The 26236-nt window shown below is 29.5% G+C and carries 25 protein-coding genes; 24 read left to right on the top strand and 1 reads right to left on the bottom strand.

The window, feature by feature from the left end:
* Positions 1-19 precede the first annotated feature (19 nt).
* Entirely contained in the window at positions 20-1051 is a 1032-nt protein-coding gene (holA, locus tag I2E98_RS01020; RefSeq protein WP_195467121.1) for a DNA polymerase III subunit delta, read from the top strand.
* Positions 1052-1166: 115 nt separating this feature from the next.
* Here holA and rpsT read toward each other — a convergent pair whose 3' ends face one another.
* Positions 1167-1430 carry a 30S ribosomal protein S20 gene (gene rpsT / locus I2E98_RS01015; protein ID WP_133014421.1) on the bottom strand — a complete coding sequence of 88 codons (264 nt, stop codon included), beginning with the start codon at positions 1428-1430 and terminating at the stop codon, positions 1167-1169.
* A gap of 174 nt (positions 1431-1604) precedes the next feature.
* Between rpsT and gpr the strand changes: the two genes are divergently transcribed.
* The 23 genes from gpr (at position 1605) to I2E98_RS00900 (ending at position 26120) form a co-directional block, all read left to right on the top strand.
* Positions 1605-2579 carry a GPR endopeptidase gene (gpr, locus tag I2E98_RS01010; RefSeq protein WP_148322079.1) on the top strand — a complete coding sequence of 325 codons (975 nt, stop codon included), beginning with the start codon at positions 1605-1607 and terminating at the stop codon, positions 2577-2579.
* A gap of 64 nt (positions 2580-2643) precedes the next feature.
* On the top strand, positions 2644-3756 hold the full coding sequence (locus I2E98_RS01005) for a stage II sporulation protein P (protein WP_195467120.1): 1113 nt from the start codon (positions 2644-2646) through the stop codon (positions 3754-3756).
* A gap of 105 nt (positions 3757-3861) precedes the next feature.
* Positions 3862-4320 (top strand): hypothetical protein, encoded by a 459-nt coding sequence (locus I2E98_RS01000; RefSeq protein ID WP_195467119.1) that lies wholly within the window; start codon positions 3862-3864, stop codon positions 4318-4320.
* 134 nt (positions 4321-4454) lie between these two features.
* A complete protein-coding gene (gene lepA, locus I2E98_RS00995; protein ID WP_195467118.1) occupies positions 4455-6260 on the top strand; it encodes a translation elongation factor 4 in 1806 nt (601 codons plus the stop codon).
* Positions 6261-6324: 64 nt separating this feature from the next.
* Complete coding sequence (gene hemW, locus I2E98_RS00990; protein ID WP_195467117.1) at positions 6325-7458, top strand: radical SAM family heme chaperone HemW; 1134 nt, start codon at positions 6325-6327, stop codon at positions 7456-7458.
* 190 nt (positions 7459-7648) lie between these two features.
* Positions 7649-8677: a heat-inducible transcriptional repressor HrcA gene (gene hrcA / locus I2E98_RS00985; RefSeq protein WP_148322071.1), complete on the top strand. Its 1029-nt coding sequence runs from the start codon at positions 7649-7651 to the stop codon at positions 8675-8677.
* A gap of 23 nt (positions 8678-8700) precedes the next feature.
* A complete protein-coding gene (gene grpE, locus I2E98_RS00980) occupies positions 8701-9288 on the top strand; it encodes a nucleotide exchange factor GrpE (RefSeq protein ID WP_133014778.1) in 588 nt (195 codons plus the stop codon).
* 51 nt (positions 9289-9339) lie between these two features.
* Entirely contained in the window at positions 9340-11199 is a 1860-nt protein-coding gene (dnaK, locus tag I2E98_RS00975) for a molecular chaperone DnaK (protein ID WP_195467116.1), read from the top strand.
* A gap of 124 nt (positions 11200-11323) precedes the next feature.
* On the top strand, positions 11324-12463 hold the full coding sequence (gene dnaJ, locus I2E98_RS00970; RefSeq protein ID WP_195467115.1) for a molecular chaperone DnaJ: 1140 nt from the start codon (positions 11324-11326) through the stop codon (positions 12461-12463).
* A 337-nt stretch (positions 12464-12800) separates the two neighbouring features.
* The gene (locus tag I2E98_RS00965; RefSeq protein ID WP_195467114.1) at positions 12801-14351 is read left to right on the top strand and encodes a nitrite/sulfite reductase; all 1551 of its coding nucleotides are present in this window, start codon (positions 12801-12803) and stop codon (positions 14349-14351) included.
* Positions 14352-14536: 185 nt separating this feature from the next.
* The gene (gene trmB / locus I2E98_RS00960) at positions 14537-15193 is read left to right on the top strand and encodes a tRNA (guanosine(46)-N7)-methyltransferase TrmB (protein ID WP_195467113.1); all 657 of its coding nucleotides are present in this window, start codon (positions 14537-14539) and stop codon (positions 15191-15193) included.
* 325 nt (positions 15194-15518) lie between these two features.
* A complete protein-coding gene (locus tag I2E98_RS00955; RefSeq protein ID WP_195467112.1) occupies positions 15519-16706 on the top strand; it encodes an O-antigen ligase family protein in 1188 nt (395 codons plus the stop codon).
* Between the two features lie 135 nt (positions 16707-16841).
* Entirely contained in the window at positions 16842-17783 is a 942-nt protein-coding gene (gene prmA / locus I2E98_RS00950) for a 50S ribosomal protein L11 methyltransferase (RefSeq protein ID WP_195467111.1), read from the top strand.
* 21 nt (positions 17784-17804) lie between these two features.
* Positions 17805-18566 (top strand): RsmE family RNA methyltransferase, encoded by a 762-nt coding sequence (locus tag I2E98_RS00945; RefSeq protein WP_195467110.1) that lies wholly within the window; start codon positions 17805-17807, stop codon positions 18564-18566.
* Entirely contained in the window at positions 18566-19870 is a 1305-nt protein-coding gene (mtaB, locus tag I2E98_RS00940) for a tRNA (N(6)-L-threonylcarbamoyladenosine(37)-C(2))-methylthiotransferase MtaB (RefSeq protein ID WP_195467109.1), read from the top strand. Before I2E98_RS00945 ends, mtaB begins: the two co-directional genes overlap by 1 nt.
* Positions 19871-20021: 151 nt before the next feature.
* Positions 20022-20366, top strand: coding sequence for a histidine triad nucleotide-binding protein (locus I2E98_RS00935; RefSeq protein ID WP_195467108.1), 345 nt, complete (start codon positions 20022-20024; stop codon positions 20364-20366).
* Between the two features lie 123 nt (positions 20367-20489).
* On the top strand, positions 20490-20666 hold the full coding sequence (rpsU, locus tag I2E98_RS00930; RefSeq protein ID WP_003441547.1) for a 30S ribosomal protein S21: 177 nt from the start codon (positions 20490-20492) through the stop codon (positions 20664-20666).
* A gap of 30 nt (positions 20667-20696) precedes the next feature.
* Positions 20697-21149 (top strand): GatB/YqeY domain-containing protein, encoded by a 453-nt coding sequence (locus I2E98_RS00925; protein WP_195467107.1) that lies wholly within the window; start codon positions 20697-20699, stop codon positions 21147-21149.
* A gap of 105 nt (positions 21150-21254) precedes the next feature.
* Positions 21255-21533, top strand: coding sequence for a sporulation protein YqfC (gene yqfC / locus I2E98_RS00920; RefSeq protein ID WP_195467106.1), 279 nt, complete (start codon positions 21255-21257; stop codon positions 21531-21533).
* A gap of 7 nt (positions 21534-21540) precedes the next feature.
* Positions 21541-22680: a sporulation protein YqfD gene (yqfD, locus tag I2E98_RS00915; RefSeq protein ID WP_195467105.1), complete on the top strand. Its 1140-nt coding sequence runs from the start codon at positions 21541-21543 to the stop codon at positions 22678-22680.
* Between the two features lie 30 nt (positions 22681-22710).
* Positions 22711-24774: an HDIG domain-containing metalloprotein gene (locus tag I2E98_RS00910; RefSeq protein ID WP_195467104.1), complete on the top strand. Its 2064-nt coding sequence runs from the start codon at positions 22711-22713 to the stop codon at positions 24772-24774.
* A 120-nt stretch (positions 24775-24894) separates the two neighbouring features.
* Entirely contained in the window at positions 24895-25395 is a 501-nt protein-coding gene (gene ybeY, locus I2E98_RS00905; RefSeq protein ID WP_195467103.1) for an rRNA maturation RNase YbeY, read from the top strand.
* A gap of 23 nt (positions 25396-25418) precedes the next feature.
* Complete coding sequence (locus I2E98_RS00900; protein ID WP_195467102.1) at positions 25419-26120, top strand: diacylglycerol kinase; 702 nt, start codon at positions 25419-25421, stop codon at positions 26118-26120.
* Positions 26121-26236 lie beyond the last annotated feature (116 nt).

Raw genomic sequence — 26236 nt, 5'->3', positions numbered from 1 at the left:
CTAGGAGTGAATAAAACAATTGATTAATATAGATATACTAGAGGGTGAAATAAAGAACAATAATATAGCAAATGGCTATATATTTTGTGGTTTAGATGAGGAACTTATAAAAATAAGTGTTAACTCTATAATAAATAAGGTTGTTGAAAGGGACTTTTTAGATTTAAATCTTATCAAATTAGATGGACTAACAACCACATTTGATGAGATAGAAAATGCTTGTGAAACATTACCTTTTTTTGGAGATAAAAAAGTTGTAGTAGTATATAGAGCTAATTTCTTAAAAGAAAAACCAGATAAAGAAGGAACTAAAACTTATACTGAAATCTTAAAATATATCAAGGATTTACCATCTTATACAATTCTTATTATGTATTATTTGTTTAATGATAAGAGAGATACTCCTAAGAAAAATAAAAAGTTAACAACTCTAGATAAGTATGTTAAAGTAGTTCATTGTGATAAATTAAAGAAGGATAGATATTATAAGAAGATTGATGATTTATTTAAAGAGAAGGGTAGAACTATAGGAAAGATACAATTAAGATACTTTGCAGATAAGGTACAAAATAATTTTGATATTATAAAAAGAGAAATTGATAAATTAGATTGTTATGCTCTTGGAAGAGAAATAACTAAGGAAGATATTGATAAATTAATTCAAAATAAAAGTGAAGATGATATATTTGACCTTGTAGAATATATTTCTATTAGAAAGGTTGAAAAGGCATTAGATTTGCTAGATGAATTATTGTTTAAAGCGGATCAGCATATGTTGATAATATCATCTATAGGAAATCATTTTAGACGATTATATGAAATTAAAGTATATTTAGTACAAGGAAAAAGAATAGATTTTTTTATGTCTAAATATAGATTACCTCAATTTGTTTGTGAAAAATTAATGAATCAAGCAGCTAAATTTACTGTGAAACAATTAAGTGAACTTATTCGAGTTTGTGTAGAGACTGAATTAAAGTTAAAATCTTCTGCTTCAGAAAAGCAAATGGAAATGGAGCTTATGTTATTTAAAACATTTATGGTTAAATAGATATATTTTTAAATAAAGTTTAATTAAATAAAAATAGATAAAAAAATATAACAATATTTCATAATTTAAAAAGTGTAAAATAATAGCCGGTGAAAAATCACCGGCTTCTTATTTATTACGCCATAGCGTTTAATTTTGCAGCTAATCTTGATTTCTTTCTAGCAGCCATGTTTTGGTGAACTACACCTTTTTGAGCAGCCATGTCTAAAGACTTAGTAGCTTTAACGAATAAAGCTTTAGCTTCTTCAGCATTGTTAGCAGCTACAGCAGCTTCAAACTTCTTTATAGCAGTTTTTAAAGCTGATTTAACCATTTTGTTTTGTAAAGTTTTCTTTTCAGTAACTTTAATTCTTTTTTGTGCTGATTTAATATTTGCCATTCAATTCACCCCCTTGATATTTTATAGGGCCTCTGCAGTTTTTGGGGAAATCTGCGTACGAGTTCATTTTCAACAAATCATATTATAACACCTAAAGTTTTTAAGTTCAAGTATGAAATTAAAACTTATTTGGGAAAATACATTTGAGGAGTAATAAATTTTAGGAGGAATATTATGATAAGTGTTAGAACAGACCTTGCAATTGAAGCAAAGCAGGCATATACAGAGGAGAATAAAAGAGAGCTTGATGGTGTTAAAGTTGATGAAGAAATGGAAGGCGAGGTTAAAATTACTACTGTAACTATTGAAAGTGATGAGGCCGGAAAAGAATTGGGTAAGCCAAAAGGTCATTATATAACTATAGATTTTCCTGAATTTACCCCTTATGATGGCGAATCAATGGATGAATTATCATTAGTAGTAGGAAGAGTTATGAAAAAACTTGTAGATATTTCTGAGGATAAACTTGTATTAGTTGTAGGACTTGGAAATTGGAATGTTACGCCAGATGCACTTGGACCAAAGGTCACAGAGAAAATTATGATAACAAGGCATTTAAAACAAGTAATGCCAGAGGCAATAGATGATTCTGTAAGACCAGTATGTGCAATAGCACCTGGAGTTTTAGGTATTACAGGAATAGAGACTGGAGAAGTTATAAAATCATTAGTTGATAAAATTAAACCAGATTTAGTAATATGCGTAGATGCATTAGGATCTAGAAGATTAGAAAGAGTAAACAGAACTATTCAAATTGGAGATACAGGAATTTCACCAGGTGCTGGAGTTGGAAATCATAGAATGCAAATAAATGAAAAAAGTTTAGGGGTTAAAGTATTAGCTGTAGGAGTTCCAACTGTTGTTGATGCTGCAACTATAGCAAATGATACTATGGATTTGTTATTAGATGATTTATGTAGTAAAGCACAACAAGGAAAAGACTTTTATAATATGCTAAAAAGCGTAGATAGAAATGAGAAGAATATGCTTATTAGAGAAATATTAAATCCATCATTTGGAGATTTAATGGTTACTCCAAAAGATGTTGATACAGTTATTGAATCTTTATCAAAAATAATAGCAAACGGAATTAATATCGCAGTTCAGCCTAATATGGATATGGAAGAGATAAATAAATTTATGAATTAAAATTATTTATTAATAATTATGTAAAACCTCCCATATATTTATAAAGAATGAGGAGGTATATAAAATGCAGTGGATTAATGAAACTAATAATGTTAAGAGAAAGAAAAGTGGTATTAGCATAGGATATATAGTTCTATTAGCTCTTATGATTATATTTTTTATAAGAGCTGGTAGTATTCTTAATAATTATAGAGAGCGTGGTGGATTGGCGTATGTACAATTGCTTAATTACTCCATGCCAGTGGTTGAAACACAAATATATGATAGTACAGCATATAGAGAAAATAAAGTTACTATTAAAAGAGTAATAGTTGAAGCTTTAGGATTAAATAAGATAACTACTTATGGAATAATAGGTAATGAAGTAGCTTTTTTTAGCAATATAAATAACGTTAATAGTAACGGTAATTTAGATAATAGCGCAAAATCAACCTTTAATTTATTTGAGCCCTACGTTGTTAAGGAAGAAAGTATTGCTAGAGTTACAGAAGAAGATTTAGCAGAGCTTAATAAAACTAGTGCTGCTTATGATCCTTCACTTAAGAAAACATTAGATGCTTCAAATGTAGAAGTATTAATTTATCATACTCATACTCATGAAGGCTATGCGGAAGCTGGAGCAGATACTGAAGAAGAAGATTTTAGTGTTGTTGGTGTAGGTGATGTATTGGCACAAGAGTTAGAAGAAGGATATGGAATATCAGCAGTTCATGATAAAACAATACACGATACTAGTCCTTATAATCAATCTTATTATAGATCAGGACCAACGGTGCAAAGTTATTTAAATCAATTTCCTAATTTAAAATTAGTAATAGATTTGCATAGAAATAGTGGTCCTAGTAAGGATAGAACCACGGTAGAAATTAATGGGCAAAGTTTAGCAAGAATTATGTTTGTTACTTCAAAGGCTTCACCATATTATACGGAAATGATGGAGGCAGTAAGTGACATGATTTCTACTTCAGAAGAGCTTTTCCCAGGATTGCTTGCAGATGGAAATAATGGAGTTGGTCTTTATGAATACAATCGTGGATCAAACAACTTTAATCAAGATTTAAGTCCAGCATGTATATTGACAGAGTTTGGAACAGATCTTAATACAGCGCAAGAAGCAAAGTTAAGTGCAAAATATTTAGCTAGGTTAATTGCAGAACATTTAAATGGTAAAGAATAATTGAATAAAAGTTTGAAAAGTGAGCATCCTTATAGCTAATAACTAAGGAGCTCATTTTTTTATTACTATATATGTTATAAAGTTAGCTAAGAAGGAGGTTTTAGGTTGAAAATTATTAAAAAAATTCTTATACCTATATTTGCAGTGATTTTACTTATTGTAGGCTTTGTAAAGATAAATATAATAAATACAGAATCTTTATCACCATTGGGGAATACTGATGATAACTTTAAAGTTGTAAGTGAGGAGTTTGGAGAAGATTTTCAAGAATTCATTAAAGATAATAGTACAGTGAAAATTTATGTTGGAGAAAAGAAGGATGGTTTAGCAACTGTAAAGATATATAATAAGGAAATTAAATTGACTAGTGATAATTTATTTATGAATACTATAAAGACTGCTGGAGAATATATAAATAATGCTTTTATAAATATAAAGGATAAAATAAATAAAAGTACAAAAACTAATAGTGAATATAATGAAGATAGCGTAAAAACAGATGAGGATGACAAGAATGATTTTGATAAAAGTGTAGATGATTTTATTGAAAATATTAATAATTAATAAAATCCTAGTAATCTTAATGTGATTTCCATGTTAATATTCTTGACACTTACTCTATACTCTATGTTATAATTTAGCTTGATTTAACAATATGGGGGTGAAGAAGCTGCTTAATAAAATAGCAGTTAAGATATATGCAAAGTAATAGACAATCAAAGATTAGAAACTTTTCAATCGTAGCACATATAGACCACGGTAAGTCAACCCTAGCGGATAGATTATTAGAAATTACAGGGACTCTTACACAAAGAGAAATGGAAGAGCAAGTTCTTGATAATATGGAGATCGAAAAAGAAAGAGGTATAACAATTAAGTCTCAGGCTGCTAGATTAATATATAGACGCCAAGATGGAGAAGAATATATATTAAACTTAATTGATACACCAGGACACGTAGACTTTACATATGAGGTATCAAGAAGTTTAGCTGCTTGTGAAGGTGCATTACTAGTAGTTGATGCTACACAAGGTATTCAAGCTCAAACTTTAGCAAACTGTTATTTAGCATTAGATAACGATTTAGAAATCGCTCCAGTAATTAATAAAGTAGATTTAGCTTCAGCAAGACCAGATGAAGTAAAACAAGAAATTGAAGATGTTATAGGAATAGAGGCTGAAGATGCACCTATGATATCAGCTAAAACTGGATTGAATGTAGAACAAGTGTTAGAAACTATAGTGGAAAGGGTTCCTGCTCCAACTGGAGATGAAGAAGCTCCGTTAAAAGCTTTAATATTTGATTCTTACTACGATAGTTATAAAGGTGTTGTTTGTTATGTAAGAATTAAAGATGGTATTGTTAAGCCAGGAACTAAAATTAAGCTTATGGCAACAAATAAAGTGTATGATGTAACAGAAGTTGGAGTTTTCACACCAAAATTAATGCCTATAAGTGAATTAAGAGCTGGTGATGTTGGATATATAACTGCATCTATAAAAAATGTTGCAGATGCTAGAGTTGGTGATACTATAACAGAGTCTGATAGACCAACAGCAGAGGCGCTTCCAGGATACAAAAAGGCAGTACCGATGGTTTACTCAGGTATTTATCCAGTAGATGGAGCTAAATATGATGAATTAAAAGAAGCATTAGAAAAATTACAAATAAATGATGCAGCTTTAGATTTTGAACCTGAAACATCTATAGCTTTAGGATTTGGTTTCAGATGTGGATTCTTAGGATTACTTCACATGGAAATAATTCAAGAAAGAATAGAAAGAGAATTTAATTTAGATATTATAACAACAGCTCCTTCGGTTGTATATAAAGTAACAAAGACTAATGGAGAAGTTTTAGATTTAACAAATCCAACAAATTTACCAGAAGCAACTGAAATAGATTATATGGAAGAGCCAGTCGTTAAAGCTTCTATTATTTCACCAACTGATTATGTTGGAGCTATAATGGATTTATGCCAAGAGAGAAGAGGAACATTTATCGATATGGAATATCTAGAAACTACAAGAGTTTGTATTAACTATGATATGCCATTAAATGAAATTGTATATGACTTCTTTGATACTTTAAAATCAAGAACAAGAGGATATGCATCTTTTGATTATGAATTTAAAGGATATACTAAGACTGAACTTGTTAAGCTTGATATATTATTAAATGGAGATGTAGTTGATGCTTTATCAATGATAGTTCCTAAGGAAAGAGCTTACCATAAAGGTAGAGGAATTGCTGAAAAGCTTAAAGAAATTATTCCAAGACAAATGTTTGAAGTTCCAATTCAAGCAGCAGTAGGATCTAAAGTTATAGCTAGAGAAACAGTTAAGGCTATGAGAAAAGACGTACTTGCTAAGTGTTACGGTGGAGATATTTCAAGAAAGAAGAAGCTTCTTGAAAAGCAAAAAGAAGGTAAGAAGAGAATGAGACAAGTGGGATCTGTAGAAGTACCACAAGAAGCATTCATGGCTGTTCTTAAAGTAGACTAATAAAAAGACATTGCTTTTGCAATGTCTTTTTTCATAATTAAAAAATAAACTTGGAGGAAAAATAATGAAAGAAGTTAGTTTATATATACATATACCATTTTGTAAGCAAAGATGTTTTTATTGTGATTTCCCAACATTCGCAGGAAAAGAAAGATTCAGAGAAGATTATGTTGAGGCTTTAATTAAGGAAATAGAAGATAAATGTTCTAATTATTTAATAAAAACTATTTTTATTGGAGGTGGAACACCTTCATATCTTGAAGAAAAGGAGCTTGAAAAACTTCTTATAGCAGTATCTAAATTGAATTTATCAGATAAGTTAGAATATTCTATAGAGTGTAATCCAGGGACGGTAAATGAAGATAAATTAAAAATAATGAAGAAATACGGAATAAATAGAATAAGCTTTGGGCTTCAATCTTGTAATAATCAGTTATTAAAAAAAATTGGTCGTATACATACATTTAAAGAGTTTTTAGAAAACTACAACTTAGCAAGAAAAATAGGATTCAACAATATCAATATAGATTTAATGTATGGTCTTCCAAATTTAACTATACAGGACTGGAAGGATACTTTAGAAAAAATATCTGAATTAAGACCAGAGCATATTTCAGCATATAGTCTAATAATTGAAGAAGGGACCGCTTTTTATAAATTATACGAAAAAGATAAGCTTGAACTTCCAAGTGAAGATGATGAAAGAGTAATGGATAAATTAACTAAGGATATATTAAAATCTAATGGATATCATCAGTATGAAATTTCTAATTTTGCTTTGCCTGGAAAGGAATGTGAGCATAATAAGGTTTACTGGTCATTAGAAGAATATATTGGTGTTGGAAGTGCAAGTAGCTCTTATATTGATGGATATAGATTGGTAAATACAAGTAATATAAATGATTATATAGAAAAGATAAATAATAATATAAGTGTAGTAATAGATAAGTATGAAAATACCATTGAGGATGAAATGGAAGAGTTTGTTTTTATGGGATTAAGAATGGTTTCAGGCATAGATTTATTAAAGTTTAAGAAAAAATTTGGTGTAGATATAAATAGTATATATAAAGAAGTCATTGAGAAGAATATAAAGGATGGATTACTTGTTGTTGAGGAAAATAAAATGTTTTTAACAGCTAAAGGGATGGAGTTATCAAACAGTGTAATGTCAGATTTTATATTAGATAAATCATAAAAATGAAAAGTAAAGTAATAAGGAGAAATTTAGAGATGCAAAGAGATAATCCTGAAAGAATCAAATTATATAAAAAAATAGTTGAAAATTTAAAGAAATATGAAATTGACAAAAAAAACAAATAAGAATATATTGATAATGTAGTCATTAGCACTCGACTTTAATGAGTGCTAACAATAGGGGTGATGAAATGGCTATTGATGAAAGAAAAATAAGAATACTTCAAGCCATTATTAATGACTATATAGTAACAGGAGAACCTGTTGGTTCAAGAACAATAGCTAAGAAGTATGATTTAGGTGTGGGATCTGCAACTATAAGAAATGAAATGGCAGATTTAGAGGAAATGGGATATTTAGAACAGCCTCACACATCAGCAGGTAGAATACCATCTAGTAAGGGATACAGATTATATGTTGATAAGTTAATGGAAACACCAAAGCTAAGTAAAGATGAAGAACTAAGAATTAAAGAGTATTTAATTAATTCAGCAATGCATGAAGTTGATACTATCTTAAAGGAAGCTTGTGTTTTATTATCTGAATTAACAAATTTAACTTGTATAGTTCAAACGCCTTCTATGAAAAGAAGTTATATAAGATCATTGCAATTAATAAAAATAGATGAATTGAATTTAATTGCTTTAATAGTTACAGATAGTGGTGTTATAAAAAATCATAGAATTAAAGTTAAGGCTGTACCAAGTAATGAGGAACTTATTAGAATTAATGAGGTATTAAATTCTAAACTTAAAAACTTAACAATTGAAGCTATTAATTTAGAAGTTATTAATAGGCTTAAAAATGACTTAGTAGGATTTGATGATTTATTTAATGCAATGCTTCCAGCTTTATATGAAAGTCTAAATAATAGTTCAAAATCAGAGTTAGTTGTTGAGGGAGCCACTAATCTTTTCAATTATCCTGAGTATAACGATATTGAAAAGGCTAAGGAAGTACTTCAATTAATAAGTAATAAAGATTGTGTAATAGAGCTACTAGAAGGTAGTGGTGATATTTCAATTAAAATTGGTGATGAAAATTATATTCCAGAAGCTAAGGACTGTTCAGTAATAACAGCAGAGTACTCCTTAGGAGGAAGACCAATTGGAAGTATCGGCCTTATTGGTCCACAGAGAATTAACTACTCGAAAGTTATTTCTATAATGGCACAAGTAATGAAAGAATTAAATAAAAGTCTTAAGGACCAAGAGTATTGAATAAATAGAGATGAGGTGTAAAGATGGAGGAAAACAAGGATTTAAGAGATGAAGAAATACTAGAAGAAGGTAATACAGTAGAAGAGAATACAGAGGCTACAGAAAATGAAGAAGTAGAAGAAATAATAGAAGAGTATTCTGAAACTGATGATTTATCAATGATAAGAAAGTTAAAAGATGAAAATAAAAAACTTTCTAATGAATTAGATGCATTAAAAGATAGATTACTTAGATTAACTGCTGAGTATGACAATTATAGAAAAAGAACAGCAAAAGAAAAAGAAGGTATTTATACAGATGCTTGCACAGATGTATTAAAAGAAGTGCTGCCTGTAGCAGATAACTTAGAAAGAGCTTTAGCTGTAGATGGTAATGTAGAAGATATTAAAAAAGGTGTTGAGATGACAATAAAAGGATTCTTAAACGCTTTAGAAAAATTAGGTGTTGAAGAAATAGATACAACTAATGGTTTTGACCCTAATGTACATCAAGCAATTTCAGTGGTTGAAGATGCAAATTTAAATACTAATGATGTTGCTCAAGTATACCAAAAAGGATACAAAAAAGGCGAAAAAGTAATCAGATACTCAATGGTTACAGTAGCAAAATAGCAAATCAAGGAAAATCTTTAAATAGATATGTGATTCGAGGAGGAAAAAATTATGGGAAAAATTATAGGTATTGATTTAGGTACAACAAATTCATGTGTAGCTGTTATGGAAGGTGGAGAACCAGTAGTTATCACTAACTCAGAAGGTGCTAGAACTACTCCATCAGTAGTTTCATTCCAAGCTAACGGTGAAAGATTAGTAGGACAAATAGCTAAAAGACAAGCAATTACAAATCCAGAACACACTATAATCTCAATTAAGAGAGAAATGGGAACAGATCACAAAACTAAGATTGATGATAAAACTTATTCACCACAAGAAATATCAGCAATGATACTTCAAAAGATAAAAGCTGATGCAGAAGCTTACTTAGGTGAAACTGTAACTCAAGCTGTTATTACAGTTCCAGCTTACTTTAATGATGCTGAAAGACAAGCAACTAAAGATGCTGGTAGAATAGCAGGATTAGAAGTATTAAGAATAATAAACGAACCAACAGCTGCTTCATTAGCTTATGGATTAGATAAAACTGAACAAAACGAAAAGATATTTGTTTATGACTTAGGTGGAGGTACATTCGACGTATCTATCCTTGAATTAGGTGATGGAGTATTCGAAGTATTATCAACAAATGGAGATACTCACTTAGGTGGAGATGACTTTGACCAAAAGATTATCGATTATATAGCAAATGACTTTAAAGCTCAATATGGAATTGATTTAAGAAACGATAAGAGTGCAGTTCAAAGATTAAAAGAAGCTGCTGAAAAAGCTAAGATTGAATTATCTTCATCAATGCAAACTAACATCAACTTACCATTTATTACAGCTGATGCAACAGGTCCAAAACATATTGATATGAACTTAACTAGAGCAAAATTCAACGAATTAACTCATGATTTAGTTCAAAGATCAATTGAACCAATGAAGAAAGCATTATCTGATGCAGGACTTTCAATTAGTCAAATAGATAAAGTTATATTAGTTGGTGGATCAACAAGAATTCCAGCAGTTCAAGAAGCTGTTAAGAACTTTACTGGAAAAGAACCTTCAAAGGGAGTTAATCCAGACGAATGTGTAGCTATGGGTGCTGCAATTCAAGCAGGTGTTTTAACTGGAGAAGTTAAAGACGTATTATTACTAGATGTTACACCATTAACATTAGGTATTGAAACTTTAGGAGGAGTTGCTACTCCATTAATCGAAAGAAATACAACTATACCAGCTAAGAAGAGCCAAGTATTCTCAACTGCAGCAGATGGTCAAACATCAGTTGAAATTCACGTAGTACAAGGTGAAAGACAAATGGCAGCTGATAACAAGACTTTAGGTAGATTTACTTTATCAGGTATTGCTCCAGCTCCAAGAGGAATTCCACAAATCGAAGTTACTTTTGATATAGATGCTAATGGTATTGTTAAAGTATCTGCTATGGATAAAGGAACTGGTAAAGAAGCAAACATCACAATTACTGCTTCAACTAACTTAAGTGATGAAGAAGTAGATAGAGCTGTAAAAGAAGCTGAAAGATTTGCTGAAGAAGATAAGAAGAGAAAAGAATCAATAGAAACTAAGAATAATGCAGATCAATTAACTTACCAAACTGAAAAACAATTAGAAGAACTTGGTGATAAGATTTCTGCTGATGATAAAGCTAAAATAACTGCTAAATTAGATGCATTAAAAGCTGTTAAAGATGGAGAAGATTTAGAAGCTATTAAGAAGGCTACAGAGGAATTAACTCAAGAATTCTATGCTATATCTTCAAAGATGTATGCTGATGCTCAAGGTGCGGCAGGAGCGCAAGGTGCAGGATTTGATCCAAACAATATGGGTGGAAATGCTAATCATGGACCAGCTCATGATGATAATGTAGTAGATGCTGATTTTGAAGTAAAAGAAGATAAATAATATAATTAATATGAATAGGGAAGACAAAAGTCGTCTTCCCTTTTTAAAAGTTTAGGTGTTTACGAATATTTTTATAAATGTTAATATAGACTAAGTTAAATATAAATAGGTGGTGAGTATATAGATGGCAAATAAAGACTATTATGCTGTTCTTGGTCTTGAAAAAGGTGCAAGTGATGATGAAATAAAAAGAGCCTTTAGAAAGCTAGCTATTAAATACCATCCTGATAAAAATCAAGGTAATAAGGAAGCAGAAGAAAAATTTAAAGATATAAATGAAGCATATCAAGTACTTTCTGACCCAGAAAAGAAAGCTAGATATGATCAATTTGGTACTGCTGACTTTGATGGAAGTGGATTTGGAGCAGGTGGATTTGGTGGCTTTGACTTCTCAGATATGGGAGGATTTGGAGATATATTTGAAAGCTTCTTTGGAGGCGGTGGTGGCGGTTCTTCAAGAAGAAGAAATGGCCCAGTAAAAGGTTCAGATATAGAATATACTTTAAATTTAACTTTTGAAGAAGCTATATTTGGAGTAGAAAAAGAAATCACTATAAACAGACATGAAAATTGTGAATCATGTAGAGGAACTGGTGCACAACCGGGAACTTCAAGAAAGACATGTCCAACATGTAATGGAAGTGGGCAAGTTAGAGTTCAAAGACAAACTCCACTTGGAAGCTTTGTAAGTACTTCTACATGTGATAGATGTGGAGGAAAAGGAACAATAGTTGAAACTCCATGTTCAAGCTGTAGCGGTAGAGGTAAAGTAAGAAAGACTAGAAAGATTAAAGTAAATGTACCAGCTGGTGTTGATACAGGTAATGTAATGCCGCTTAGAGGTCAAGGAGAACATGGTTCTAATGATGGGCCTCCAGGAGATTTATATATTAGAATAAATGTGGCTAAGTCTAAACAGTTTGATAGAAGAGGAAATGATATTTATATAGAAACTCATATATCAATGGGTAGAGCAGCTTTAGGTGTTGAAATAACAGTTCCAACAGTAGATGGAGATGTTAAGTATACTATTCCAGCTGGAACTCAATCAGGAACTATGTTCAGATTAAAGGGGAAAGGTGTGCCTAAAGTTCACTCAAACGCTAGAGGAGATCAATACGTAAAGGTAATAGTTGATATTCCTAAGAATTTAAATTCTAAACAAAAAGAAGCTTTAGAAGCGTTTATGGAAGCCTGTGGAGAAAGTGTTGATGGAGAAGTAACACATAAGAAAGGCTTAAAGGATTTATTTAATAAGAAATAAAAAAGATGTTGCAAATTTGCAACATCTTTTTTTCTTAATTAAGTTCATTTAATACTTTAGTAACTTCTTCATGTCTATTTAAATTAATGGCTATACATAAATATAATGACTTCTTATAACTATGTATATTTATGTTCATTTTATAGAAAAAACTGAAAAAAGCAATTGATATAAATTTTAAAAATTAGTAAACATTTAAGAAGTTAATGGTTATAATTAAATATTTAAATAGTTAAATAATAGAAAAGGGAGTGGATTGTAGATATAATAGAGAAGTGAATATTTGTTATGATAAGTAGGAATATTAAAAAGAGTAGCAATAATATGAGGTGATAAGATGGAAAATTTAAAAGAAATACTTTTACCAGAAATCGAAGAGTTTAGAAAAGTTGGACATAAATTTATGAATGGGGAAATATCTGTTGCTGATTTTAAACATGCATCAGGTGGCATGGGATTATATGCTCATCGTGGTGGAAAAGAGTTTATGTTAAGACTTAGAATACCTTCAGGTATAATAACTATGCCACAACTAAAGATGATATGTGATTGGACAGAAAAATATAAATTAGAAAGAGTACACTTTACTACTCGTCAAGCAATTCAATATCATGGATTATCAATAGATGAAGTATGTGATTTGATGAAGGAAGCTTTAGATAAGGATATATATACAAGAGGAGCAGGTGGTAACTTTCCAAGAAATGTTGCTTTATCACCATTATCAGGTGTTGATAAAGAAGAAGCATTTGATCCAACACCATATGCATTAGCTACTGGTGAGTATTTTATGGAGAGAATAACTACGTACAAATTGCCAAGAAAATTAAAGGTATCTTTCTCTAATGCTTCAAGTGATACAGCACATTGTACAGTTCAAGATTTAGGGTTCTTAGCAGTAAATAAAGATGGTAAAGAATACTTTAAAGTATATATTGGTGGAGGATTAGGAAGAAATCCTAAGCTTGCATTAATATATCCAGAACTTATTGAACCTAGTGAAGTATTAAACTATGTTGAAGCAATGGTTAGATTATTTAAGGCTGAAGGAAATTATGAAAATAAAGCTAAAGCTCGTATAAGATATATAGTTGATAAATTAGGAGAAGAAGGCTTTATAAATGAATATAAAAAATATGTTGAAATAGTTAAAAATGAAGAAAATTATAAATTGTCAGTTGAGCCTAAAAAGTATACTAAAGCTGGTATAGAAACAAATATAATTAATTCAAGATTAGTAGCACAAAAGCAACTAGGATTATATAGTGTTTATGTACATCCAGTAGGTGGCCAAATGAAGCTAAGTGATTTAAAAGTTATTATATCAACATTAGAAAAATTTGATGATCCTGAAATTAGATTATCAATGACAGAAGGTGTATACTTTAGAAACTTAAATGGAAAAGAAGCAGAAGAGTTATTAGATGTTACAAAAGCAATGGGCGGAACAACTTCATTTGATTATAGTGTAGCATGTATAGGGGTTCCAACATGTCAAATAGGTATATGTGAAAGCCAAGAAGCTTTAAGAGAAACATTAAATTATGTTAAAGAAAATGTTTCAAATATTGATTTATTACCTAGATTATATTTCTCAGGCTGTGGTAACTCTTGTGGTGTACATGAAATAGCTGAAATAGGATTTACAGGAAAGAAAAAGAGAATTAATGATGTTATAGAAGAAGCTTATGAAATTCATGTTGATGGAAGTTTTGTAGAGGGTGAGGCTAGATTAGGAAAGTGCTATGGGGATATTGCTAGAAAAGATATTCCAATGTTTATTTGTGAATTAGCTAATAAGTTAAATTCTGCTAATAAAAACTTTATTGATTATATAAAGAACAATGAAAGTGAATTTAAGGCTTTAGTTGAAAAATATAATTGTTAATAATAACTAATAATCCTTTATATTATCCACAATATACTATCTTTTGAAGTAGAGATTGTATATTGTGGATTTATTATTATAAGACTTAAAGTTAATAGAAAGCTCTATAGAGAGTTGAAATAAAAGAAATAATCAGTATAATTAATCTATAAACTTAAAGAAATGATTTGGAGTGAACAAAAGTTATGAGAATGAGAAGAAAGCCGTGGGCAAGACCTGAATTAGAAAGTTGTAAATTTTTCATACAAAAACCAAGTGAGTACAAAGGTAGATGGAAAGAGTTCTTTGGAAATGATAATCCAATATACATGGAATTAGGATGTGGAAAAGGAACATTTATGGCTGTTCATGGATCTGAAAATCCTAATATAAACTATATAACAGTAGATATAAAGGATGAAGTGTTAGTTTTAGCTAAAAGAAATATTGAAGAGGCATATAAGAAAGTAGGCCACGAAGTGGATAATGTTGCTCTTATGTCTCAGGAGATATTATTAATAGATGATATGTTAAGTGAAGATGATGTTATAGAGAGAATATATATTAATTTCTGTAATCCATGGCCTAAGGAGCGTCATAAAAAGAGAAGATTAACTCATACAAGACAACTTGAAAAATATAAGAAGTTCTTAAAAAAGGGTTCAGAAATTTGGTTCAAGACTGATGATGATGAACTATTTGAAGAATCACTTGAGTATTTTAAGGAAAGTAACTTAGAAATTAAGTATATTACATATGATTTACATAATAGCGGATTTGAGGGAAATGTTACAACTGAGCATGAAGAAATGTTTACAGCTCAAGGAATAAAAACTAAATTTTTAATTGCTATATATAATTAGGTATAAAAAGATTGCATACTGCAATCTTTTTATATATGTATTGATAAAAATGCCTATAAATACAAAAAAACTTAAAAGAATATCAAATAAAAAGAAAAGTTAGAAATATATATAATTTATAGCAACATTATTAGTATATATATATATGTAAACGTCTTGTTATTAGATAAATAAAAATATTTATTGGAGATACTAAGTATATATTAAAATATTTATGCTAAATTTAATAAAAAGATAGTTACAGTTTTTGAATAAAGTTTTTATTGTGTGTATACTAAGGCGGTTACACCAAAGGGTGTAAATAAAAAAATATTGGTGGTAAATTATGATATATTTTATTATTATGATTGTTTTTTCACCTTTTACAGCTGTAATTCCAGCTGTATATGCAGTGAACTTATTATTTAGAAAAAAATTAAAAATAGAAAAAAATTACTGGAATATAGGTTTATTTTTATTGTTTATATATTCTGTATTTAGTAGTATTGTAAATAAAGATTTATTATCTTTATTATCCTCTTTTGTATTGTTTTTATATTTTGCCTTAAATGTATTTTCACAAAATTATTTTGTTAAAATGAGCAGAATAAATATAGTTATTAAGTATATAGTATACTTAAGTGTAATTGCAGCCATTGGAGGAGTAATAGAAAAGATAGTATTTATTTTAATAGGAATGCCACAACATAGGGTTTTTAGTTTTTTTGGAAATCCTAATATGGCAGGAGCCTGGTTCGGTAACATAATATTAATGATTTTTTATTTAAAATGTATTGATAAAGGGAGAAAAGACTATATAATTTATAATCTTTCAATTGTACTAGTAATTGTAGCCTTGTTATTGACAGAATCAACAGGAGCATTTATTGCTTTAGTAGGATCAATATTTATATATTATATATTAAAAGAAAAAAAAGATATAAAAGGTCTAATAGCAATTTCTATTACTGTAGGATTAAGCTCTATTTTATTTTTTATAGTTCAAAATAAAGTTGCTAATACAACACCTATCGGCGAGTTAGTAACATCTTTCAATTCTAGATATCGTATATGGATTGGGGCTATAAACATGGTGTTAAAAAAACCTATCACTGGATGGGGAATGTTGGGTATGATGCAGCATGGATCAAATTTTGTTTATAGTGATGAGCCGAATTTACATAATAAAATAATTACTTTTTTAATTCATCCTCATAATTTATGGTTAACATTTTTAGTAACTTTAGGAGTTATAGGACTTTTAATATATTTATATATCAAGTTTAACTTATATAAAGATATGATAAAGTTATATAAGAGACATAATAAAATGTTACCTTTAATTGCAGCTATAAATACAATGGTAATTATTCAGGGAATTGTAGATTGTACTTTGTATGCTCCACAGTTGGGTATAATATTTGTTTTTATAGGAACAATTACTTATAATATGGCTAATAATAAAATGATTAGAAAAGTTAGGTTTAGTAAATACAAGAAAAAAGAAAATGATAATAAAGATATAGCAATTTAAATTTGTTATTTGAGGATAACTAGATATAAAATATAGTTATCCTTTTTGTATATAAATTATTCTAGACTTTATGTAAACATACGTGTAAAATATAGTATTAGTCAAAGAGAAAAGAAGTGAAAGGATGATTCAGTAATGGATGGAACATGGATAGAAGTTAGAGTAATAACTAAAAGCGAGGCGTTAGAACCAATATCAGGAATTTTTTATAGTTTAGACTGTAAAGGTGTCGCAATAGAGGATCCTGAGGATATTTTAGGAAGAGAGCAAGGACCATTAACATGGGATTTTGCAGATATAAATGTTTTAGAGCATAAAGGAAAAGTTGCAGTTGTAAAGGCTTATTTTGCAGAAGAAGATAATATTGAAGATGTATTAGCATATGTTAAGGAAAGATTGTCAGAATTAAAGGAAATGGGACTTGATTTAGGGGAAGCTAAAGTTGAGCATGAAAAAATGCATGAAGAGGACTGGGCTAATACATGGAAACAATATTATAAACCATCAAAAGTTGGTGAAAAGATTGTTGTAAAACCAATATGGGAAGAATATGAAGCTAAAGATGGAGAATTAGTTGTGGATTTAGATCCAGGTATGGCTTTTGGAACAGGAACACATGAAACTACAAGAATGTGTATTCAAGCTTTAGAAAGATATGTTAAAGAAGAAAGTACAGTATTTGATGTTGGATGTGGATCAGGTATATTAGCTATAGCTGCAGCAAAACTTGGAGCAAAATTAGCTGTTGGTGTAGATTTAGACCCAGTTGCAGTTGAATCTTCAATAGAAAATGTTGGATATAATAATTTAAATAACATTGAAATACTTCATGGAAATCTTGTAGAAGTTATTGATGGAAAGGCTGATATAGTTGTTGCAAATATATTAGCAGAAATAATTTGTATATTAACAGATGATGTCAAGAGAGTATTAAAAGATGGTGGAGTTTTCATAACATCAGGAATAATTCATGATAGAGTTGATATGGTTTGTGAAAAACTTGAAGCTACTGGGTTTGAAGTTATAGAAAAAAATAGAGATGGTGAATGGAACTGCATAGTTGCAAAATTAAAATAATTTTTAGGAGAGAATGAAGTAATGCATAAATTTTTTACTCCAAAAGAATTAATTAATGGAGATGTAGCTAAAATAATTGGTGATGATGTAAAACATATATATAAGGTTCTTAGAATTTCTGAAGGTGAGAAAGTAACATTAAACAATTGTGAAGGTGTTGAATATTTAGGAAAAGTTACATCTGTTTCTAAACAAGAGGTTTTAATAGAAATATTAGAAAAATTGGAATCAAACAATGAAAGTGATGTTAAGATATATTTATTTCAAGGTCTACCAAAATCTCAAAAGATGGATTTAATAGTTCAGAAGGGAACAGAACTTGGAATTACTGAATTTATTCCAACAATAACTCATAGAGTAGATGTTAAATTGAAAGGTGAGTTTAAAAAGCTAGATAGATTAAATAGAATAGCTTTAGAAGCTGCAAAGCAAAGTAAGAGAAGTATAATTCCAAAAGTTTTAGAGCCTATTGAATTTGATGAAGTTTTGGAAAAAATGAATTCTTTAGATTTATTAATAGTTCCATATGAAAATGCAAATAATTTTGGTATAAAGACATTGATTAATGAATTAAGAAAAGGTAATACTATTGATAATATTAAAAATATTGGAATATTTGTAGGTCCAGAGGGCGGAATTGAAGAATACGAAATTGAAAGACTTAAAGATAAAGGTGCTCATATAGTTACTCTTGGAAAAAGAATATTAAGGACTGAAACAGCTGGGTTTGTTGCAACATCTTTAATACAATATGAGCTTAGTGATTTAGGAGGAAATGATTAATGAAAGTTGCATTTGCTACATTAGGATGTAGAGTTAATGTATATGAATCAGAAGCCATGGCGGAAAAATTCATTAGAGAAGGATATGAAGTAGTGGATTTTAATGAGTTTTCTGATGTATATGTAATAAATACTTGTACAGTTACTAATATGGGAGATAAAAAATCAAGACAAATAATAAGTAGAGCAAGAAGAGCTAATCCCGATGCTATAATTGCAGCAGTTGGATGTTATTCTCAAATGGCGCCTAAAGAGGTTTCTGAAATACCAGGGGTAGATGTAGTCCTAGGTACAAGAAATAAAGGTGATGTAGTTTATTATGTTAATAAGGCTAAGGATGAAGGTCAGCCACAAGTGCATGTTCAACCTGTACTACAAAATAAAAAGTTTGAAGATTTAAAAATAGAAGATTATCAAGATAAAACTAGAGCATTTTTAAAGATTCAAGATGGATGTAATAGATTTTGTACATACTGCACAATACCTTATGCTAGAGGATCAGTTTGTTCAAAGGATCCAAATAAGGTTTTAGAAGAAGTTAAAGAATTAGCAGCTCATGGATTTAAGGAAGTTATACTTTCAGGAATACATACGGCTTCATACGGACTAGATTTAGAAGGTAATATAAATTTAATAAATATAATAGAAGAAATAGAAAAGATAGATGGAATAGAGAGAATTAGAATAGGATCAATTGAGCCAGCATTCTTTACAGAAGAAGTTGTTGAAAAGATCAAGGGATTTAAAAAGCTATGTCCACACTTCCATTTATCACTTCAAAGTGGTTGTGATGCAACATTAAAAAGAATGAATAGAAGATATACAGCTGAAGAATATGAAGCAGCTGTCAATATGTTAAGAGAAACATTGCCAGATGTATCAATTTCTACAGATGTAATTGTTGGATTCCCGGGGGAAACGGAAGAAGAATTCAATGAAACTTATGAATATTTAAAAAGAATTCATTTAACTAAAACTCATGTATTTAAGTACAGTCCAAGAAAGGGAACTAAGGCAGCAGATATGCCAAACCAATTAGATGGAACTATAAAAGATATAAGAAGTAAGGCATTAATAGAGTTAAATGATAAAAATGAGCATGCATTTACTGAAAAGTTTATTGGAAGAGTAATGGATGTTTTAATAGAAAAAGAAATAAAGGATAAACCAGATTTCTATGAAGGATATACGAGAAATTATATAAAAGTAATAGTGCATTGCATGTCGGCTGATATTACTGGTAAAATAGTAGAGGTAAAGATTGAAGAAGCAGTAGAAGATTATGCTATAGCAAGCATGGTTTAGAGAGTGACAAGTGATAAGTGACAAGTGGCAAGTTAATCTATAAATTTAGTAAACTGAGTTAAAAGAATATTTTAAAGAAACTTATTAGGGTTTTAACCTTAATTTGTCACTGAAAACTTGCCATTTGTCACTAGATAAAGGAGGTGAATTTATGGGAGATTGTATTTTTTGTAAAATTATAGCTGGAGAAATTCCATCTAAGAAGATATATGAAGATGATAAGGTACTTGCATTTTATGATATAAGTCCAGAAGCACCAGTTCATTTTTTAGTAATACCAAAGGAGCACATTTCTAGCGCAAATGAATTAACTAAAGAAAATTGTGAAATAGTTTCACATATCTTCATGGTAATAAATAAAATAGTAAAGGAACTAGGTATTGCTGATTCAGGTTATAGAATTGTAAATAACTGCGGGGCTGATGGCGGTCAAACAGTAAATCATATACATTTTCATATATTAGGCTCAAGAGAATTAAAATGGCCACCAGGTTAATAGAAAAATAGTATAAATAATATTGACATTTTTGTGAGCATTATTGTATAATACAATATGTGTTATTAAGCCCGTAGCTGATTTAAAGATACTAATTTGAGCTAGCGGAGGGAGGGATAATAGATGTCAGAAATCAAAGTTGGAGAAAACGAAACACTAGAAAGTGCATTAAGAAGATTTAAGAGAAAATGCGCAAGAGCTGGGGTTCTTTCAGAAGTTAGAAAGAGAGAACATTACGAAAAGCCAAGCGTAAAGAGAAAGAAAAAATCAGAAGCTGCAAGAAAGAGAAAATTCAAGTAGTTTTTAATTTTTGAAAGAAGGTATTTAAGTATGCCAACAATAAAGGAAAGGCTACAAGAGGACTGGAAAGAAGCATTAAAATCTAAAGATAAATTTAGAGCTAATGTGTTAAGCAGTGCTAAGTCTGCTGTATTGCTAGTAGAAAAAACCGATGGTGTTACGCTTGAGGACGATAAGGTTATAGAAATATTAGCAAAAGAAGTCAAGCAACGTAAAGAGACGATGCTTGAATTTGAAAAGGGAAATAGACAGGATTTAGTTAATCAGAATAAATCTGAGATTGAAATCTTGCTAGGTTACCTTCCTCAGCAATTAAGTGAAGAAGAAATTTTACAAATTGTAAAAGAAACAGCTACAGAAGTGGGTGCCAATAACATGAAAGACATGGGTAAGCTTATGTCAGCAGTTAGACCAAAGGTTGTAGGTAAAGCAGACGGAAAACTTGTTAGTCAGATTGTTAAAGAGTATTTAAATAGTAAATAATTAAAAGAACTCAATGTAAATTGAGTTCTTTTTTTATTTTTGTGATTTTCTTTAAAATAAAATCATAAAGTACATTGAGAGAGTATTATTTAAAGGAGAGAAACGATGGAAAATAAAATTAAAAGAGGTAAAGAAGTTTTAGTTGAAAAGCTTGATCTCCCTAAAGATGTATTATTAGATGTACCTAAGATTATTGTTATAGGAAGAAATGAAGTAACTATAGAAAATCATAAAGGGATTATGGTATTTGAGAGAGAAAAAATAAAAATAAATACAAATATGTCACCAATAGAAATAAAAGGCCATGAGTTTGAAATATTATATATAGCCGCATCAACTATAACTATTAAGGGTTATTTTGATTCAATTGAGTATGTGAGGTGAATAGAAAATGGCTTTAGATAAGATGAAAAAGGGAAAAATATTAGTTGAGATTAAGGTATTAAATACTGAAAGGATATTAAATTTATTTTGGAGAAAAAACATAAGAGTCTATAAAGTTAAGAAAAAAGATTTTGCAACCTTAATATTAGAGATTGATTATTTGAATTATTCAGAAGTAAGGGAATGTGTAGAAAGTTTAGGTGGTAGAATAAATATTATAAAAAGTGAAGGATTCGTATTCTTTTTAGGCAATATTAAAAAGAAGTTATCATTGGTTATTGGTGGGCTAATGTTTTTATGTATTATATATTATTTATCTACTTACATATGGGCTGTAGAAGTAGATGTTCAACAGAATATACCGCCATTTGAAATAAGAAAGCAATTAAATAGTATAGGTATTAAACCGGGAATTGCTAAAAGTTCTATTGATGTAAAAGAAATAGAGAAGCAATTAGAAAATATGAGTTCTGAAATATTATGGTTAAGAGTTAGAATTGAGGGATCTACTTTAAAGGTTTTAGTAGAAGAAAAGATAAATCCGCCACAAGAGCAAAGTTATGAATATGGAAATTTAGTTGCTACTATGGATGGTGAAATAAAGAGAGTTTACACTTTTGCGGGTAGAGCAAAAGTTAAAAGTGGACAATTAGTTAAAGCTGGAGATGTTGTAATAGAAGGCATAGATGGAAATGAAGGAGGAGAATATATTTTACCACCAAGAGGAATAGTTATAGCAAATACATTTTATGAAAAATCTATGAATGTAAAGGTTAGTGGAACTCAACTTGAGAGAAGTGGAGAAAAGGATAGCGATATATTTATAAATATTTTTGGTAAAAAAATTTATCTAAAAAAGGCTATAAAAGACTTTACACATTATGATAAAATAGAATTGAGTGGTAAAATATTTAATAAGGTGTTATATTATGAAAGAATAGAAGAAGATATAAATTTATCAGAAAATGATGCAATAGAAAGTGCTGTGAACCAATTAGAAAAATCCTTGTTAAATGAATTGAGTAGAGATGCAAAGATAGTAGATAAATTAGTAGATAAAGAAATGAAGGATGAAGAAAATTTGTTGGTGAATGTTGTATTTGTTGTAGAACAAAACATAGTAAGCGAGGATACAGTAAACTATTAATTATTAGGGTAAGATGAGAAGGTGAACAAAATGAAAGATAAAAATAATGTAGGTAAAAATATACATAAAGATAAATGGAAAAGAATATTCTTATTTACTGTTACAGCAATTTTGGTTTATTTTATAATAATGACGGCTGTAACGCCTAAGAGATATAATTTTATTGAAGGTGATATTGCTAGCGTTGATATAAAAGCTCCTAGAGATATTATTGATGAGGAAGCTACTAATGCAAAAGAGCAGGAAGTAACAGCGAAAGTGGAGAAAAAATTTACCTTAAAAAATGAAGTCAAAATTGAAGCCAGTCAAAATATAAAGACTTTTTTTGATAAGCTAATAAATTTGAAAAGTAGTGAAATAGAAGAAAAAGATAAAATTAGTGAGTTAAAAAAGATAGAGGCAGTTAAACTTTCAGATAGTCAATATAAAACATTGTTAGATTTGACTGTTGATAAAGATACAGAATTGCAATGGATAGCGTTAGCAGCAATTGATAAGGCTTATGAAAACCAAATAGAAGAAGGAAATAATGAGGAAATAGAAGCAGCAAAAAAAACTGTTGAAGATTATTTAGAAAGTCAGAATTTAGATAGTAATATTGAAGCTATTTTAAAAGAAATTTGTGATAGCCAAGTACAACCTAATTACTTTTTTGATCAGACCAAGACAGATGAAGCAGTTAAAGAAGCCTTAAAAAGTGTTTCGAAAGTCATGATAAAGAAAAATCAAATCATAGTAAAAGAGGGAGAACCAATTACACAAAGGCAAATAACTATACTTACGGAATTAGGGTTAGTTGGTGAAGGAATAAGTAATGATTATATATATACTTGTATAATAATAGCGTTTTACGTATTATTTGTATTGACTTTGCAATATATGTATCTGAAAAAAGAAAGAAAAGAAGTTCTTCTTAATACTAAGCTTGTATTTTTAATACTATTATTAAACTTATTATCATTAGTAACAACAAGAGTTTTTGCAGTTGTGTCGTTGTTTTTAATTCCAATAGCATGTTCGCCAATACTTATTACTGTATTTTTAGATTATAAAGTCTCAGTTATAATAAATTTTTTAAATTTAATGCTTATTGCAGTTATAGCAGGTTTTGATCCTCAGATTATTTTAGTAGGGATAGTAGGAACCATTGTGGCATCCACTTCATTAAAGAAGGTTAGTCAAAGAAATGATATATTGTATTCTACTGTTTATGTTGCAATTTCTGTTTCTGTTGTTGTTTTATCAAGTGGAATACTTTTATCAAATAATATAAAAAAGATATTATTTGATATGGCATTGGCTGCATTAGGAGCTTTTATTTCAGGAATATTGGCTATGGGATTATTGCCATTCTTAGAATCGAGTTTTAGTTTAGTTACGAATATGAAGTTATTAGAACTTTCTAATCCGAATAGTCCATTATTAAAAAGATTATTAATGGAGGCACCAGGAACATATCACCATAGTGTTATGGTTGCAAATTTAGCGGAGGTTGCAGCAGAAGAGGTTGGAGCTAATCCAATGTTAGTTAGGGTTGGAGCTTATTATCATGATGTAGGTAAGATAAAAAGACCACTTTTCTTTGGAGAAAATCAGATAGGGGGAGTAAATCCGCATGATAAGATTTCACCAGGTTTAAGTACCTCTATAATAATATCTCATGTTAAAGATGGATTAGAGTTAGCAAAAGAATATGATATCCCTAGTGTAGTAAGTGATATGATGATACAGCATCATGGAACAACATTAGTTAAATATTTTTATTATACATTAAAAAATAATAGTGATGATCCAGATAGTATAAAGGAAGAGGATTTTAGGTATCCAGGGCCTAAACCTCAAACTAAGGAAGCTGCTATAATTATGATGGCGGATAGTGTTGAAGCGGCTGTAAGATCAATTCAGGAGCCTACATTCGATAAGATTGAGAATATGGTCAATAATATAGTGAAAGATAAATTGAATTCGGATCAACTAAATGAGTGTGATTTAACTTTTAAAGATTTAGAAACTATAAAGACTTGTTTCTTAAAGGTTTTAAAGGGAATTTATCATCATAGAATAGAGTATCCTAAAGAAAATGGTAAAGAATAAAAAAGGAGGATTACCTCCTTTTTTATCTAAATTGCGAAGTTTACAAAAAAGCATTATAATAAAAAACGCTAATTTAAAATATACATAATTTAAATTATGAAAAAATTGAAAGGAGAACTTATGTTATATACTGATAATAGACAGGATAAAATAGAAGTAAATGATGAACTTATTAATATTATAAATGAAGTTTGCGAGCAGTCTTTAAAGGCTGAAGAGATGAATGTTCCTTATCAAATATCACTTTTATTTGTGGATAATGAAGAAATAAGAGAGATAAATAGAGATACAAGGGGAATGGATAAGGCCACTGATGTGCTATCATTTCCGATGTTAGAGTATCCTAAAGATAAAGTTTTTAAAGATGTTTATAAAGATACTAAATTTAATGAAATATATTTAGATGGTGATGAACTAGTATTAGGTGATATGGTTTTATCTTTAGAGAGAGCAAAAGAGCAAAGTATAGAGTATAATCATTCATTTAATAGAGAAGTATGCTATTTAGTAGTACATTCAATTCTTCATTTATTAGGATATGATCATATGGAGGATGAAGAAAAGAAAAGAATGAGAGAAAGAGAAGAAGAAATTCTAGGAAATTTAAATATAACTAGATAAATATAGGGTAGGGTGAGTAATTTATGGAGATGAAAAAATTATTAGAGAGCTTTAATCATGCAATTAATGGAGTAGTTGATGCTGTAAGAACTCAGAGAAATATGAAAATTCATATAATATCATCAATTGGTGTTTTAATTGCTTGTTTTTTCTTTAATGTATCAAAGGCAGAGTTTTTAGCATTAGCAATAACAATTACAATGGTTATTAGTGCTGAATTAGTTAATACAGCTGTAGAAGCGGCAGTAGACTTAAATACGAATTATTATCATCCATTAGCTAAGGTTGCAAAAAATACAGCAGCTGGTGCAGTACTTGTGACAGCGATAAATGCATTGCTAGTAGGGTATATTGTATTTTGGGATAAACTTTCTAATTTTTCTTTTGAAGTAATCTATAAGATTAAACATTCAGAACCATATATGATATTAATAGCATTAGTTATAGTTGTTTTAGCTGTTGTTATAATAAAAGCTATTTTTGGAGAAGGTACACCTTTGAAAGGTGGAATGCCTAGTGGACATAGTGCATTAGCCTTTTCTATTTCTACAGCAATAGCTTTGATAACAGAGAAGCCTATTTGTATAATATTAGCTTATTTAATGGCTTTTATTACCGCTCAGAGCAGAGTTGATTCAGAGGTTCATACTGTATTTGAGGTTATAGTGGGGGGCGTATTGGGAATATTATTAACTTTATTGATATTTACCATATTTAAATTATAAATTTAAGTTAGAATTTAAATCTTTGTAGAAGTAATTTAATTAAATAGAAATGGAGAGTTTCAGATAAATGAAGATTTAGAATTTTGCTTATATGTGATATACTATTTAGATGGAGG

The sequence above is a fragment of the Clostridium sp. D43t1_170807_H7 genome (genome assembly GCF_015555905.1).
Lineage (GTDB): Bacteria > Bacillota > Clostridia > Clostridiales > Clostridiaceae > Clostridium.
This window is presented reverse-complemented; position numbering and strand designations above follow the sequence as displayed.

Bases quoted from the DNA above. Each gene is read 5' to 3' on its own strand.
- I2E98_RS00910 (WP_195467104.1), top strand. From the start codon at position 22,711: ATGAAAGATAAAAATAATGTAGGTAAAAATATACATAAAGATAAATGG.
- gpr (WP_148322079.1), top strand. From the start codon at position 1,605: ATGATAAGTGTTAGAACAGACCTTGCAATTGAAGCAAAGCAGGCATAT.
- I2E98_RS00945 (WP_195467110.1), top strand. From the start codon at position 17,805: ATGCATAAATTTTTTACTCCAAAAGAATTAATTAATGGAGATGTAGCT.
- trmB (WP_195467113.1), top strand. From the start codon at position 14,537: ATGAGAATGAGAAGAAAGCCGTGGGCAAGACCTGAATTAGAAAGTTGT.
- dnaK (WP_195467116.1), top strand. From the start codon at position 9,340: ATGGGAAAAATTATAGGTATTGATTTAGGTACAACAAATTCATGTGTA.
- I2E98_RS00900 (WP_195467102.1), top strand. From the start codon at position 25,419: ATGGAGATGAAAAAATTATTAGAGAGCTTTAATCATGCAATTAATGGA.
- rpsU (WP_003441547.1), top strand. From the start codon at position 20,490: ATGTCAGAAATCAAAGTTGGAGAAAACGAAACACTAGAAAGTGCATTA.
- yqfC (WP_195467106.1), top strand. From the start codon at position 21,255: ATGGAAAATAAAATTAAAAGAGGTAAAGAAGTTTTAGTTGAAAAGCTT.
- hemW (WP_195467117.1), top strand. From the start codon at position 6,325: ATGAAAGAAGTTAGTTTATATATACATATACCATTTTGTAAGCAAAGA.
- I2E98_RS00955 (WP_195467112.1), top strand. From the start codon at position 15,519: ATGATATATTTTATTATTATGATTGTTTTTTCACCTTTTACAGCTGTA.
- I2E98_RS00935 (WP_195467108.1), top strand. From the start codon at position 20,022: ATGGGAGATTGTATTTTTTGTAAAATTATAGCTGGAGAAATTCCATCT.
- hrcA (WP_148322071.1), top strand. From the start codon at position 7,649: ATGGCTATTGATGAAAGAAAAATAAGAATACTTCAAGCCATTATTAAT.
- mtaB (WP_195467109.1), top strand. From the start codon at position 18,566: ATGAAAGTTGCATTTGCTACATTAGGATGTAGAGTTAATGTATATGAA.
- dnaJ (WP_195467115.1), top strand. From the start codon at position 11,324: ATGGCAAATAAAGACTATTATGCTGTTCTTGGTCTTGAAAAAGGTGCA.
- grpE (WP_133014778.1), top strand. From the start codon at position 8,701: ATGGAGGAAAACAAGGATTTAAGAGATGAAGAAATACTAGAAGAAGGT.
- I2E98_RS00965 (WP_195467114.1), top strand. From the start codon at position 12,801: ATGGAAAATTTAAAAGAAATACTTTTACCAGAAATCGAAGAGTTTAGA.
- prmA (WP_195467111.1), top strand. From the start codon at position 16,842: ATGGATGGAACATGGATAGAAGTTAGAGTAATAACTAAAAGCGAGGCG.
- I2E98_RS00925 (WP_195467107.1), top strand. From the start codon at position 20,697: ATGCCAACAATAAAGGAAAGGCTACAAGAGGACTGGAAAGAAGCATTA.
- ybeY (WP_195467103.1), top strand. From the start codon at position 24,895: ATGTTATATACTGATAATAGACAGGATAAAATAGAAGTAAATGATGAA.
- I2E98_RS01005 (WP_195467120.1), top strand. From the start codon at position 2,644: ATGCAGTGGATTAATGAAACTAATAATGTTAAGAGAAAGAAAAGTGGT.
- rpsT (WP_133014421.1), bottom strand. From the start codon at position 1,430: ATGGCAAATATTAAATCAGCACAAAAAAGAATTAAAGTTACTGAAAAG.
- yqfD (WP_195467105.1), top strand. From the start codon at position 21,541: ATGGCTTTAGATAAGATGAAAAAGGGAAAAATATTAGTTGAGATTAAG.
- lepA (WP_195467118.1), top strand. From the start codon at position 4,455: ATGCAAAGTAATAGACAATCAAAGATTAGAAACTTTTCAATCGTAGCA.